Raw genomic sequence first — 12541 nt, 5'->3', positions numbered from 1 at the left:
GCCTTGACTACAAGGAGCAAGTCCATGAGAGTCTTCCGCCAGAATCGGCCCGTCTTGCAACTGGCCTGTTCTTCCGTAGCGTTGCTCTGTGCTAGCGCATATGCACAGGAGACACCACTGTCCAGCACGGTGGACCAGCGAATCGAGGCACTGCAGCGGCTGGTCGCCGAGCAGGGCCGACAGATCGAGGCATTGCGACAGCAGGTGGCTGAACAGGCGGGTCGACAGCCGGGCGGGGCCAACCAGGAAGCCCCAGCCAATGAGCGTACCGAGAACCCGGCGATGGCGAGTAACCAGCCCGCTGATGGCGCTGACGGTACCCAGTCGATACGCGTGGGTGTGGCGCCTAGCGCGGAGGTGCAGCCGCCCAAAGTCGCCCAGCTGTTCGACCAGCCCGGCATTCTGACGCCGCCTGGCCACTATGTGCTGGAGCCGTCGGTGCAGTACGGCTACTCGTCGAGCAACCGCGTGGCCTTGGTGGGGTACACCGTGATCCCGGCGCTGCTGATTGGCCTGATCGATGTGCGCGAAGTGAAGCGCAATGTGACGACCGCAGCCCTCGCTGCACGCTGGGGCCTGACGAACCGTTTGGAGGCGGAGGTCAAGGTGCCTTATGTCTACCGTTCGGACTCTACCGTCAGCCGCGAGATATTTACCGGGACCGCATCCGACCGGGCCTTCAACAGCAGCGGCATGTCGGTGGGTGATATCGAATTTGCAGCGCGCTACCAGCTGAACCAGCCCAAAGGCAATTTCCCCTTCATGATCGGCTCACTGCGCTTCAAGTCGCGCACGGGTAAAGATCCTTTTGAGGTGGTGACCGACTGCGTGACCCGTTGCATCGGCAATACCACCGGTACCGGTTTGCCGCTGGAGCTGCCCACCGGTTCGGGTTTTTATTCGTTGCAAACCGGCCTGACCTGGCTGCTCCCATCGGACCCCGCGGTGTTCTTCGGTAGCTTTAGCTACACCCATAATTTTGGCCGTGACAACGTGCATCGCATGGTCCTGGGGGGGCAAAGCGAATTGATTGGCACCATCAAGCCTGGCGGTGTGCTGGGCGTCAATTTCGGTATGGGCCTGGCGTTGAACGAGCGCTCCACCTTCAGCATGGGGGTGGACCTCAACTCGATTGCCCGAACCCGGCAAAACGGTGCGCCGGTCGCAAGTTCGGTCCGTACGCAGCTGGCGTCCTTGCTGCTCGGCTACTCGTACCGGGTGGACCCCAAGACAACGGTGAACGTATCGGTAGCTGCAGGCCTGACCCCGGATACACCTAATTTGACGCTGACCGTCAGGATTCCGGTATCGTTTTGACAGGTCTCACCATGGCGGTTCGAAACATCCTGTGCGTGGGTCTGGGTGACGATGCAGGCGCGGTTGCGTCCCATCTGCGTGCCGCAGGCTGGGAGGTCGAACAGGTCTCCGACCTATTGGCGGCCGGGCGTATCCAGTCCCATCGGCATTTTCCGGTGAGCCTGCTGGTGCTGGGGGCGGGGCACCCCGTGCCCGACGGCGCGTTGGAGGCTTGCGTCAAAGCGTCCAAGGGGTCGGAGTGGGTGGCGGTGTGCGATAGCCAGGCCCTGGAGAAGTCGGAGTTCCGGGAGCTGATACTGGGTTTCTTCTTTGGTTACCAGACTTTGCCGCTGGATTGGCCGGCGCTGGCACTGTTCCTCGAGCATGCGGCGCGGCGCGCCACCTTGCGACAACGCTATTACGCCCAAGAGCATGAAGCGGGCGCGCTGGGCATGGTGGGGCGTGGTTCGGCCATCAAGCATTTGCGCCAGCAGATACGCAAAGTGGCTGTCACGGCCGCCCCGGTGTTGATAGCCGGGGAAAGTGGCAGTGGCAAGGAGTTGGCGGCGCAAGCCATCCACCGCTATTCACGCCGGTCGGATGGGCCGTTCATTGCGGTCAATTGCGGCGCCATCTCGCCTTCGTTGATCCATTCGGAGCTGTTTGGTCATGAGCGCGGCGCTTTTACCGGGGCCTCGTCCCAGCGCAACGGCTTCATCGAAGCGGCCAACAATGGCACCATTTTTCTGGATGAAATTGGCGACCTGCCGCTGGAGCTGCAAACCAGTCTGCTGCGCTTTCTGCAGGAAAAGACCATCACGCGTGTGGGCGCCGTGCGCAGCTTGGCGGTGGATGTGCGGGTGGTGGCTGCGTCCCACGTCGACCTGGCTGAAGCCGTGGCCAAGGGGCGTTTCCGCGAAGACCTGTATTACCGGCTAAACGTGCTGCCCATCGAGGTGCCGCCGCTGCGCAGCCGCATGGAGGACGTGCCGGTGCTGGCCGAGCATTTTCTGCGCTGCTGCATCGGCGAGGGCAATACCCGGGTCGAAGGCTTCCGTCGGCAAGCGATCGCGGCGATGCTGGCGCACAACTGGCCAGGCAATGTGCGCGAACTGCACAACCGGGTGCGGCGCGCAGTCGTGATGGCCGACCAGCGACTGATCTGCCCTGCGGACCTAGGCTTGCAGGCGGCAGAAAGAATCGAGGTGCTGGGACTGGATGCCGCCCGTACCCTGGCCGAGCGCGATGCGATCTGCCTGACCCTGACCCGCGTAGGCCGCAACGTGACCTTGGCCGCACGCGAGCTGGGTATATCCCGCATGACCTTGTACCGCCTGATGGACAAGCACAGCATCGTCCAGTGCGCTGAATAGCGCCGTCTTTCCGTTACCCCCCACTGTCTTGGGCCGCTGCTTTGCCGCTATGCTGGGTGGACTGTGGCAACACCCCGGGGAGGATATCCATGATGGCATTGCGTGGCTTGGCATTTCTGCTGCTGTTGCAGGCGGCGGGCGAGAGCGTGACGCGCCTGTTCGGATTGCCGTTTCCAGGCCCGGTGGTGGGCTTGGTGCTGCTGTTGCCTGCTTTGCGATGGACTTGGGTGCGCGAGCCTGTGTCGGCCATGGCTGAATTGCTGCTTGCCCATCTGTCCCTGCTGTTTGTGCCGGTCGGCGTGGGTGTCGTGACCCATCTGCAACTGGTGTCCCAGTATGGCTTACAGCTGCTGGTGGTGATTGTGCTGTCCACCTGGATCGGCCTGGCGGTAACCGCCTGGGTACTGCAGGCGCTGCTGCGCAAGCAAGCCTTGCAGAAGGGTCCGCATGACTGACTTTGTGCAATTATGGGTCTATCTGTCGGCCACGCCGCTATTTGGCTTGACGGCCACCTTACTAACTTATGTAGCCGTCCAGGCGGTGTACGAGAGGGTCCAGCGTGCGCCTTGGGCGAATCCGGTGCTGTGGTCGGTGGTTGTGCTGGGAGGTTTGCTGGTGTGGACCCACACGCCGTATCCGTCTTATTTTGCGGGAGCCCAGTTTGTGCACGTGCTGCTGGGGCCGGCGGTGGTGGCGCTAGCCTGGCCGCTGTGGCTGCGGCGCGCCGAAGTGCGCCAACGGGGAGTGGCACTGACTCTGGCCGTACTGGCGGGCGGCCTGGCTGCGGCCACCAGCGCTGTGGCCATCGCTTGGGCACTGGGACTGCCTGACGAGGTACTGCGCTCGCTAGCACCCAAGTCTGTCACCGCGCCCGTCGCCATGGGCATCGCTGAGCGTTTGGGCGGGGTGCCGGCATTGGCCGCCGTGTTTGCCGTACTGACAGGGCTGGTCGGTGCCTTGTCGGGCAAGTACCTGTTCAATCTGCTGAAGATAGATTCCTGGGCGGTACGCGGCTTTGCCTTGGGCACGGCCTCGCACGGCATTGGCGCGGCCAGAGCCTTGCAAGTACATCCAGATGCCGGGGCGTATGCGGGTATCGCGCTGGGGATGCAGGCGGTGCTGTCATCCGTGCTGATGCCGTTGCTGTTTCGGTGGTGGGGGTGACCGCATTTGGAGGGCAGCACACGAAGTGCTCACCATCGAAATTTGGTCGGGGTGAGAGGATTCGAACCTCCGGTCTCTACGTCCCGAACGTAGCGCTTTACCTGACTAAGCTACACCCCGTTTGAAAGCCATTAGCTTAAGAACGGCGCTCCAATAATTGGGCTGCCAATTGTAGCAATCCCTCTGTATAGGGATTGGGCTGGAAGTGCTGCGTGGCGGCCACTGCGCGCCGCGCTTCCACGGCCGCAGCCTGTCGGGTCACGTCCAAAGCACCGGTGCTTTTGACGATGGCAATGATGTCGTCCAGGCGCTCGGTTTCACCGTTCTCAATCGCATTGCGGATCAAGGCGCACTGCTCTGGGGTACCGCGCTGCATGGCGGCAATCAAGGGCAAGGTGGCTTTGCCTTCGCGCAGGTCGTCGCCCAGGTTTTTACCCATTTCGGCGGCATCGCCGTCGTAGTCGAGCACGTCGTCAATCACCTGGAAGGCGGTGCCCAGCGCTTGGCCGTAGTCGGCACAGGCTTGCTCGATTTCGGGGGAACTATGGGACAGGATGGCAGCCAGCCGGGCGCTGGCTTCAAACAGCTTGGCGGTCTTGGAGCGGATCACGCGCAGATAGGCGGCTTCATCGAGCGACGCATCGTGCATATTGACCAGCTGCATGACTTCGCCTTCAGCGATCACATTGGTCGCATCGGCCAGGATCTGCATGATGCGCATGTCTTTGGCGTCCACCATCATCTGGAATGCACGCGAGTACAGGAAGTCACCCACCAGGACGCTGGCCGGGTTGCCAAATGCTTCGTTGGCTGTGGCGCGGCCGCGGCGCAGCGTGGATTCGTCCACTACATCGTCATGCAATAGGGTGGCTGTGTGGATGAATTCCACCACGGCGGCCATATTGAAGCGCTGCGCGTCGCGGTAGCCCAATGCGCCACACATCAGCAATAAGATGGCGGGTCGCAAGCGTTTGCCGCCGGCGGAAATGATGTATTGCGACACAGTACCGACCAGGGGCACGCCGGATGCCAGTCGCTGTGCAATAACAAGGTCTACCTCGCGCATGTCATCGGCAATGAGGGCGAGGGCGGCAGCGGTGCGGGAAGAGTTGGCGGACAAAATAGATAGCAGGTAGTTGCGTAATTATAAGAAGTTCGCCACCCCGCATTGCCGGCTTAAAACCAAGTGGCTGGCGGTGCGTGCAAGACAATGCTAGAATCTAGGGCTCTGTGGAAATTCGTCTACAGAATTAGTGAAGAGGTCAAGTATGTACGCGGTCATAAAAACCGGTGGCAAACAGTATCGTGTTGCTTCCGGTGAAAAAATTAAAGTAGAACAGATTGCTGCGGACGTAGGCCAAGAGATCGTGTTTGATCAAGTTCTGGCAGTCGGCAACGGCAGCGAGATCAAGGTCGGCACCCCCTTGGTTTCCGGCGCAACGGTTACGGTCACGGTAGTGGCTCACGGCAAGCACGACAAAGTGGGCATTTTCAAAATGCGCCGTCGTAAGCACTACATGAAACGCCAAGGGCACCGTCAGCAGTTCACCGAACTGCAAATCGGCGCTATTGCAGCATAACGGGCACAGGTCATGGCACAGAAAAAAGGCGGCGGCTCTACGCGAAATGGACGCGACTCCAAGCCAAAAATGCTTGGCGTGAAGGCGTTTGGTGGTGAACTGGTGAGCGCAGGCTCCATCATTGTTCGCCAACGTGGTACCAAGTTCCACCCCGGCACCAATGTCGGCGTGGGCAAAGACCACACCTTGTTCGCCTTGGTTGACGGCCACGTGTCGTTCGCTATCAAGGGTTCGATGAACAAGCACCAAGTGGTTATCACGCCAGCGGCCTAAGCCTTGGTTGGATAGATCGCTTTGATCCCCCCGAAGCCCCGCCTCGTCGGGGCTTCGGTGTTTTAGGGACCGGGCTTTTCAGGTTTGGAGGCTTTGCTCCCAAACCTGAAAAGCTATTTCGGGATAATTTTGGAACTGGAATCGGTATGAAGTTCGTTGACGAAGCCTACATTGACATCTCCGCAGGCGATGGCGGAGCCGGGTGCGTGTCGTTTCGTCACGAAAAGTACAAGGAATTCGGTGGCCCGAATGGTGGCGACGGTGGCCGTGGCGGCCATGTGTTTGCGGTGGCCGACATCAACCTGAATACCTTGGTCGATTTCCGGTTCTCGCGCCGGCACGATGCCAAGCGCGGCGAACACGGCATGGGCTCCGACATGTTTGGCGCCGCTGGTGACGACATCACGCTGAAAATGCCCGTCGGCACCATAATTTCCGATGCCGAAACCGGCGAAAAACTGTTCGAACTGCTGGTGCCCGGCGAGGTCATCACCATTGCCAAGGGCGGCGATGGCGGCTTTGGCAATATGCGCTTCAAGAGCGCGGTGAACCGCGCACCCCGCCAGAAGACCCCAGGCTGGCCTGGCGAAAAGCGCAGCCTGAAGCTGGAGCTGCGGGTGCTGGCCGACGTCGGCTTGTTGGGCATGCCCAATGCCGGCAAATCCACCTTTATCACGGCGATTTCCAATGCCCGGCCACGCATTGCCGACTACCCGTTCACCACCTTGCACCCGAATCTGGGTGTGGTGCGCGTCGGCCCCGAGCAGAGCTTTGTGGTCGCCGACCTGCCGGGTCTGATCGAAGGCGCCGCCGAAGGCGCCGGCCTCGGGCATTTGTTCTTGCGCCATTTGCAGCGCACCCGTTTGCTGCTGCATGTGGTGGATATGGTGCCGTTTGACGATTCCATCGACCCCGTGGCGCAGGCCAAGGCCATCGTCGGCGAACTGAAAAAGTACGATGATGCGCTGTATAAAAAGCCGCGCTGGCTGGTGCTGAACAAGCTCGACATGGCGGAAACTGACAAGCGGGCGGCCTTGGTGAAGGATTTCATCAAGCGCTTCAAGTTCAAGGGTCCGGTGTTTGAAATCTCGGCGCTGACCCGCGAAGGCTGCGAACCGCTGGTGAAAGCGATTTACCAGCATGTGAAGGCCGAACAGCTGGCCGAGCAGACGCCGGTGGAAGTCGATCCTCGTTTTCTCCCGGTAGATCCATCTGCTGCATAGTGCTACATAAATAATAGCTGCTTGCGCTTATTGAATAAGCGCCACAGGCCTAAATGACTCAAATTTTTGCTTCAACGGTATTGCGGGATGCCCGGCGCATCGTGGTCAAAGTAGGCTCCAGCTTGGTCACCAACGAGGGCCGAGGGCTGGACGAAGAGGCCATCGGCGAATGGTGCCGCCAGCTGGCGGTACTGGTCAAAGGTCTGGAGGATTCCAGCCAGGCTTTGCGTCCCCGCGAGGTCATCATGGTGTCCAGCGGCGCCATCGCCGAGGGCATGAAGCGCCTGGGCTGGACCACCCGGCCACGCGCCGTGCACGAGTTGCAGGCCGCAGCCGCCGTGGGCCAAATGGGGCTGGCCCAGATGTACGAAACCAAGCTGCGTGAAAACGGCCTGGGCAGCGCCCAGGTTTTGCTGACCCATGCCGACCTGGCCGACCGTGAACGCTACCTCAACGCCCGCTCCACCTTGCTGACCCTCCTGCAGCACGGCGTGGTGCCGGTGATCAACGAGAACGACACCGTCGTCAACGACGAAATCAAGTTTGGTGATAACGACACCCTAGGTGCGCTGGTGGCCAATTTGGTCGAAGCAGATGCGCTGGTGATCCTGACCGACCAGAAGGGCTTGTTCACTGCTGACCCGCGCAAGGATGCGACGGCGACCTTTGTGCACGAAGCCCATGCAGGCGATCCGGCACTGGAAGCCATGGCCGGCGGTGCGGGCTCTAGCCTGGGGCGCGGCGGCATGATCACCAAGATCCTGGCCGCCAAGCGGGCTGCGGGCTCGGGTGCGTCCACCGTGATCGCCTGGGGCCGTGAGCCCGACGCCCTGGTGCGCTTGTCGCGCGGTGAAGCTATCGGCACCTTGCTGGTGGCACAAACCCAGAAAACCCAGGCCCGCAAACAGTGGATGGCCGACCATCTGCAATTGCGTGGCGCCGTGACCGTAGATGCCGGTGCCGCTGCCAAGGTGCGCGATGGCGGCAAAAGCCTGCTGCCTATTGGCATGACACAGGTTGAGGGTGATTTTTCGCGCGGCGATGTGATCGCCATCCGCGATGCCACCGGCGTGGCCATTGGCCGAGGCCTGGCGAACTACGCGAGCGCAGAAGCCCGCTTGCTGTGCCGCAAGCCGTCCAGCGAGATCGAAAACCTGCTGGGTTACGTGGCCGAAGCGGAGATGGTGCACCGCGACAATCTGGTCTTGTCGCGGTAGCAGGGCTAAGGGCGAGTGCACAGGGCGCCCGCTATGCTCAATTTGCAGCAGGGTGGCTGAGCTGAGGGTCCGGGTCAAACGTGGCACCAGGCGGCAGCTCGAAATGCGCGCCCTGGGCGGCATCACAATTTCCGTCGAGATGCTCGCCCTCACGCCCACGCATGCTGCTGCGCAAGAAACGGTTGCGGTAATCCTGGCGCGGCAGAAAGCGGGCCAATTCGGTGAGCGCCATTTCATAGACGCCGCGCTTGAATTCCACCACCACGTCCAGCGGCACCCAATAGTCGTTCCAACGCCAGGCGTCGAACTCCGGGTGGGTGGTGGCGCGCAGATTCAAATCCCAGTCGTGACCGACCAGTTGCAGCAAGTACCAGATCTGTTTCTGGCCCTTGTAATGACCGCGTGCATCCCTGCGGATGAAGCGGTCTGGCACCTCGTAGCGCAACCAGTCACGGGTGCGGGCCACAACGCGTACATGCTCAGGATGTAGTCCTACTTCCTCGTGCAGCTCCCGGAACATGGCTTGCTCGGGCGTTTCGCCACGGTCAATGCCACCTTGTGGAAACTGCCAGGAATGGGTACGAATGCGTTTGCCCCAAAATACCTGATTTCTCTGGTTGAGCAAGATGATGCCGACGTTAGGCCTAAAGCCTTCGCGGTCAAGCATAATCAAACCCCAATTTTTAAACTGAGTCCATTATGCACAGCGTGGCCTGTGTATCAAGCGGCGCAGCCTGTTTCCCGAACCCACTTGTACATAAATTAGCCCATGAAAGCCTCCCAGTTCCTCATCTCCACGCTCAAAGAAGCGCCATCCGATGCTGAGGTGGTCAGCCACCAGCTCATGACGCGGGCGGGCATGATCAAGAAGCTGGGCGCCGGCATCTATAGTTATATGCCGATGGGCTTGCGCGTGATCCGCAAGGTCGAAGCCATCGTGCGCGAAGAAATGAACCGCGCTGGCGCTATCGAAGTGGCCATGCCTGTAGTGCAGCCAGCCGAGCTGTGGCAAGAAACTGGCCGCTTTGACAAGATGGGCCCTGAGCTGCTGCGCATCAAGGACCGCCATGAGCGCGACTACGTGGTACAGCCGACCAGCGAAGAAGTGGTGACTGACATTGCCCGGCAGGAATTCCGCAGCTACAAGCAACTGCCGAAGAACCTGTACCAGATCCAGACCAAGTTCCGCGACGAGCGCCGCCCGCGCTTCGGCCTGATGCGCGGCCGTGAGTTCACCATGAAGGACGCCTACAGCTTCGACCGCGACCAGGATGCTGCCAAGGCCAGCTACCAAGTGATGGCCCAGGCCTATCGCAAGATTTTCGACCGCTTTGGCTTAACCTACCGTGCCGTGGCGGCCGACAGCGGCGCGATTGGCGGCGACCTGAGCGAAGAGTTCCAGGTGATTGCGGCGACCGGCGAAGACGCCATCGTCTACTGCCCGGACAGCGACTATGCGGCGAACATGGAAAAAGCCGAGGCGCTGGCGCCCCAGGCTCCACGCAAAGACGCTAGCCAAGCCCTGGTCAAGACCTTGACGCCCGGCAAAAGCACCTGCGCCGATGTGGCCGACTACCTGAAGCTGCCGCTGCAGAGTTCGGTGAAGTCGCTGGTGTTGGCGACCGAGCAGACCAATGAGAAGGGCGAGGTCATCAAGACGCAAGTCTGGCTGCTGCTGCTGCGCGGCGACCACTCGATGAACGAAATCAAGGTCGGCAAGGTGCCCGGCCTGGAAAACGGCTTCCGTTTCGCCACGATTGAAGAAATCGACGCGCATTTTGGCTGCCTGCCCGGCTACCTGGGCCCGGTGCAGACCAAGCTGCCGGTCAAGTTGGTGGTGGACCGCGAAGTCGCAGTCATGTCCGACTGGGTCTGCGGTGCCAACGAGGCCGACTACCACTACACCGGCGCCAACTGGGGTCGGGACTTGCCCGAGCCCGACCTGATCGCCGATCTGCGCAACATCGTCGAAGGCGATCCATCGCCCGATGGCAAAGGCGTGCTGGCCATCGAACGCGGTATCGAGATCGGCCATGTGTTCTACCTGGGCACCAAGTACAGCCGGGCGATGAACGCCACCTTCCTGGACGTGAACGGCAAGCCGCAGTTCATGGAAATGGGCTGCTACGGTATCGGCATCACCCGCTTGCCGGCTGCCGCGATCGAGCAGAACCACGATGCGCGCGGCATCATCTGGCCGGATGCGTTGGCACCGTTCACGGTGGTGGTCTGCCCCATCAGCCCGGACCGCAGCCCGGATGTCAAGGCGGCGGCGGACACGTTGTACGCTGAACTGCTGGCGGCAGGCGTGGACGTGATCCTGGACGACCGGGGCGAGCGCCCAGGCGCCATGTTTGCCGACTGGGAGCTGATCGGCGTGCCGCACCGCGTGACCGTGGGCGACAAGGGCCTGAAAGACGGCCAGGTGGAATACCAGCACCGCCGCGACGCCACCGCAACCAAGGTGGCGGTGGCCGAGGTGTTTGCCTTTGTGCAGTCCCGCCTTGGGGCCAGCACCGGAGCCTGATGCCGTGGAGGTGCGCAGTTTTACAAGAAGAAAAGCCCTTCTGCGCACAGCTGGTTTGCTGGGGGTGCTATCAAAAGTAGAGTACTCGCATGCCGGCGGCCAAGTAGAGGAGCCGCTGGCCGATGCAGTGCGCGGCGCCCTGAGTTCAGCGGTGCACAACGCCGCGCCACCGGTACCCGAGTTTTCCTCTACTGAAGCGCGGCTGGCGTATTTGCGCTGGCTGGGTGCCATGAGCGACCGCCTGAGGCCCAAAAAGCCGGATTGGCCGGTGCGCAAGGAATTCCTGGAAACCGTCTGGTACGAGAGCAAGCGTGCGGGCCTGGACACTTCGCTGGTGCTGGGCCTGATTCAGGTCGAGAGCAACTTCCGTAAATTTGCCGTCAGCAGCGTGGGTGCGCGCGGCTATACCCAGGTGATGCCGTTCTGGACCCGGGTGCTGGGCGATGGCGATCCGGGCAAGCTGTTCCATATGCAGACCAATCTGCGCTTTGGCTGCGTGATACTGCGCCACTACCTGGACCGCGAGAATGGCGACCTGTTCTTGGGCCTGGGCCGCTACAACGGCTCGCGCGGCAAGGCGCCGTACCCCGATGCGGTGCTGGCCGCGCGCAAGAACTGGATAGTTCCAGCCTAGACGATGCTGGCGTGGTGCAGGGCAAACTGGCCGGTACGGCGGTCGGCAAAATAGTGCTGAAGGGTCTGCGAAACAGTGCGAAAGGCGATTTCGTCCCACGGTATCTCAGCCTCGGTGAACAACCGGGCCTCAATGGTTTCAAAGCCCGGGTCGAACACCTCGCTGAGCAGCCGGGCGCGGTAGTACAAATGCACCTGGCCCACGTGCAGAACGCTCATCACGGTGAATAGTTCTTCCATTTCGAACTGGGCACCGGCTTCCTCGACGGTCTCGCGGGCCGCGCCTTCGGCCGGGCTTTCGCCCAGCTCCATGAAGCCGGCCGGCAGTGTCCATTTGCCAAAACGCGGCTCGATATTGCGCTTGCACAGCAGCACCCGGTCACCCCAGTAGGGCACGGTGCCTACCACGTTGATCGGGTTTTCGTAGTGCACGGTCTGGCAGGCGGGGCAGATGGCGCGTAGCTTGGTGTCGCCGTCATCCGGTATCCGGTAAACCACGGCTGCGCCGCAGTTTCTGCAGTGCTTGATGGGGGTGCGCAAATTCATACGCGGTTCAGGCGATGCGGATCGACAGGGGAACCAGGCCCTCCACGCTGCCCACCAAGGTGTCGCCCGGCACCACGGCGCCCACGCCTTCGGGCGTGCCCGAGTAAATCAGGTCACCGGGCTGAAGTTCCCAGGCGGCCGACAGATGCTCGATGGTTTCGGCAATGCTCCAGATCAGTTGGGCTACGGTGCTGCGCTGGCGGTCTTGGCCGTTGACCTGCAAGGCGATTTCGGCCTGCTCCACGCCAGCGGCCTGGGCGAGGGGGGTGATGGGGCCGATGGGGGCAGACTGCTCGAAGCCCTTGCCTATGCACCAGGGTCGGCCTTGCTTCTTCATCTCGTTTTGCAGGTCGCGGCGCGTCATGTCCAGGCCGACGGCAAAGCCGTAGATGTGCTGGTGGGCGTTGGCGGCGGAGATATTTTTGCCGCCGGTACCGATGGCCACCACCAGCTCGACCTCGTGGTGCAGGTTGCCGGTCAGGGACGGGTAGGCCACGCTGCCGGTGTTTCCGGCTTCCACTGCCACCACGGCGTCGGCCGGCTTCATGAAGAAGAACGGCGGCTCGCGGCCGGTAAAGCCCATTTCCTTGGCATGCTCGGCGTAATTGCGGCCTACACAGTAGATGCGGTGTACCGGGAAGCGGGCGGCTTGGCCGACTACGGGTACGGAGACAACTGCAGGGGGCGCGATCACGTATTGCATGGGTTT

General features: G+C 61.6%; 14 protein-coding genes and 1 tRNA gene. 10 read left to right on the top strand and 5 right to left on the bottom strand.

The window, feature by feature from the left end; translation table 11 throughout:
* The first annotated feature begins 24 nt into the window (after positions 1-24).
* From BLT66_RS05935 to BLT66_RS05920, 4 genes are all read left to right on the top strand, one after another.
* The gene (locus BLT66_RS05935; protein ID WP_092756616.1) at positions 25-1317 is read left to right on the top strand and encodes an acetate kinase; all 1293 of its coding nucleotides are present in this window, start codon (positions 25-27) and stop codon (positions 1315-1317) included.
* Positions 1318-1328: 11 nt separating this feature from the next.
* Entirely contained in the window at positions 1329-2669 is a 1341-nt protein-coding gene (locus BLT66_RS05930) for a sigma-54 interaction domain-containing protein (protein WP_092756614.1), read from the top strand.
* A gap of 89 nt (positions 2670-2758) precedes the next feature.
* A complete protein-coding gene (locus BLT66_RS05925; protein WP_092756612.1) occupies positions 2759-3124 on the top strand; it encodes a CidA/LrgA family protein in 366 nt (121 codons plus the stop codon).
* Complete coding sequence (locus BLT66_RS05920; RefSeq protein WP_092756610.1) at positions 3117-3833, top strand: LrgB family protein; 717 nt, start codon at positions 3117-3119, stop codon at positions 3831-3833. Before BLT66_RS05925 ends, BLT66_RS05920 begins: the two co-directional genes overlap by 8 nt.
* A gap of 43 nt (positions 3834-3876) precedes the next feature.
* Here BLT66_RS05920 and BLT66_RS05915 read toward each other — a convergent pair.
* Together BLT66_RS05915 and BLT66_RS05910 are read right to left on the bottom strand one after the other, a co-directional pair.
* Positions 3877-3953 (bottom strand) — tRNA-Pro (locus BLT66_RS05915).
* Positions 3954-3969: 16 nt separating this feature from the next.
* A complete protein-coding gene (locus BLT66_RS05910; RefSeq protein WP_255406784.1) occupies positions 3970-4953 on the bottom strand; it encodes a polyprenyl synthetase family protein in 984 nt (327 codons plus the stop codon).
* A gap of 148 nt (positions 4954-5101) precedes the next feature.
* On the opposite strand from BLT66_RS05910, the gene rplU reads away from it, so the two are divergent.
* The 4 genes from rplU (at position 5102) to proB (ending at position 8126) form a co-directional block, all read left to right on the top strand.
* The gene (rplU, locus tag BLT66_RS05905; RefSeq protein WP_092756606.1) at positions 5102-5413 is read left to right on the top strand and encodes a 50S ribosomal protein L21; all 312 of its coding nucleotides are present in this window, start codon (positions 5102-5104) and stop codon (positions 5411-5413) included.
* A gap of 12 nt (positions 5414-5425) precedes the next feature.
* A complete protein-coding gene (gene rpmA / locus BLT66_RS05900) occupies positions 5426-5686 on the top strand; it encodes a 50S ribosomal protein L27 (RefSeq protein ID WP_092756604.1) in 261 nt (86 codons plus the stop codon).
* Between the two features lie 146 nt (positions 5687-5832).
* Entirely contained in the window at positions 5833-6909 is a 1077-nt protein-coding gene (cgtA, locus tag BLT66_RS05895) for an Obg family GTPase CgtA (protein ID WP_092756602.1), read from the top strand.
* A gap of 53 nt (positions 6910-6962) precedes the next feature.
* Positions 6963-8126: a glutamate 5-kinase gene (gene proB / locus BLT66_RS05890; protein WP_092756600.1), complete on the top strand. Its 1164-nt coding sequence runs from the start codon at positions 6963-6965 to the stop codon at positions 8124-8126.
* A gap of 37 nt (positions 8127-8163) precedes the next feature.
* On the opposite strand, the gene BLT66_RS05885 is transcribed toward proB, so the two are convergent.
* Positions 8164-8793 carry an RNA pyrophosphohydrolase gene (locus tag BLT66_RS05885; protein WP_092756598.1) on the bottom strand — a complete coding sequence of 210 codons (630 nt, stop codon included), beginning with the start codon at positions 8791-8793 and terminating at the stop codon, positions 8164-8166.
* A gap of 102 nt (positions 8794-8895) precedes the next feature.
* On the opposite strand from BLT66_RS05885, the gene BLT66_RS05880 reads away from it, so the two are divergent.
* Positions 8896-10653, top strand: coding sequence for a proline--tRNA ligase (locus tag BLT66_RS05880; RefSeq protein ID WP_092756596.1), 1758 nt, complete (start codon positions 8896-8898; stop codon positions 10651-10653).
* A gap of 58 nt (positions 10654-10711) precedes the next feature.
* Positions 10712-11287, top strand: coding sequence for a lytic transglycosylase domain-containing protein (locus BLT66_RS05875; protein WP_369821583.1), 576 nt, complete (start codon positions 10712-10714; stop codon positions 11285-11287).
* Here BLT66_RS05875 and BLT66_RS05870 read toward each other — a convergent pair.
* Both BLT66_RS05870 and BLT66_RS05865 read right to left on the bottom strand, forming a co-directional pair.
* Positions 11284-11832: an NUDIX hydrolase gene (locus tag BLT66_RS05870; RefSeq protein ID WP_092756594.1), complete on the bottom strand. Its 549-nt coding sequence runs from the start codon at positions 11830-11832 to the stop codon at positions 11284-11286. The genes BLT66_RS05875 and BLT66_RS05870 overlap by 4 nt on opposite strands.
* Before the next feature lie 7 nt (positions 11833-11839).
* Positions 11840-12535, bottom strand: coding sequence for a fumarylacetoacetate hydrolase family protein (locus BLT66_RS05865; RefSeq protein ID WP_092756592.1), 696 nt, complete (start codon positions 12533-12535; stop codon positions 11840-11842).
* Positions 12536-12541: the final 6 nt, after the last annotated feature.

Source organism: Rhodoferax sp. OV413 (genome assembly GCF_900104385.1).
Classification (GTDB): domain Bacteria; phylum Pseudomonadota; class Gammaproteobacteria; order Burkholderiales; family Burkholderiaceae_C; genus Rhodoferax_B.
Note: the sequence above shows the minus strand (reverse complement) of the source record. Positions and strands in the feature narration are given on the sequence as shown.

Bases quoted from the DNA above. Each gene is read 5' to 3' on its own strand.
- BLT66_RS05935 (WP_092756616.1), top strand. From the start codon at position 25: ATGAGAGTCTTCCGCCAGAATCGGCCCGTCTTGCAACTGGCCTGTTCT.
- BLT66_RS05930 (WP_092756614.1), top strand. From the start codon at position 1,329: ATGGCGGTTCGAAACATCCTGTGCGTGGGTCTGGGTGACGATGCAGGC.
- BLT66_RS05925 (WP_092756612.1), top strand. From the start codon at position 2,759: ATGATGGCATTGCGTGGCTTGGCATTTCTGCTGCTGTTGCAGGCGGCG.
- BLT66_RS05920 (WP_092756610.1), top strand. From the start codon at position 3,117: ATGACTGACTTTGTGCAATTATGGGTCTATCTGTCGGCCACGCCGCTA.
- rplU (WP_092756606.1), top strand. From the start codon at position 5,102: ATGTACGCGGTCATAAAAACCGGTGGCAAACAGTATCGTGTTGCTTCC.
- rpmA (WP_092756604.1), top strand. From the start codon at position 5,426: ATGGCACAGAAAAAAGGCGGCGGCTCTACGCGAAATGGACGCGACTCC.
- cgtA (WP_092756602.1), top strand. From the start codon at position 5,833: ATGAAGTTCGTTGACGAAGCCTACATTGACATCTCCGCAGGCGATGGC.
- proB (WP_092756600.1), top strand. From the start codon at position 6,963: ATGACTCAAATTTTTGCTTCAACGGTATTGCGGGATGCCCGGCGCATC.
- BLT66_RS05885 (WP_092756598.1), bottom strand. From the start codon at position 8,793: ATGCTTGACCGCGAAGGCTTTAGGCCTAACGTCGGCATCATCTTGCTC.
- BLT66_RS05880 (WP_092756596.1), top strand. From the start codon at position 8,896: ATGAAAGCCTCCCAGTTCCTCATCTCCACGCTCAAAGAAGCGCCATCC.
- BLT66_RS05870 (WP_092756594.1), bottom strand. From the start codon at position 11,832: ATGAATTTGCGCACCCCCATCAAGCACTGCAGAAACTGCGGCGCAGCC.
- BLT66_RS05865 (WP_092756592.1), bottom strand. From the start codon at position 12,535: ATGCAATACGTGATCGCGCCCCCTGCAGTTGTCTCCGTACCCGTAGTC.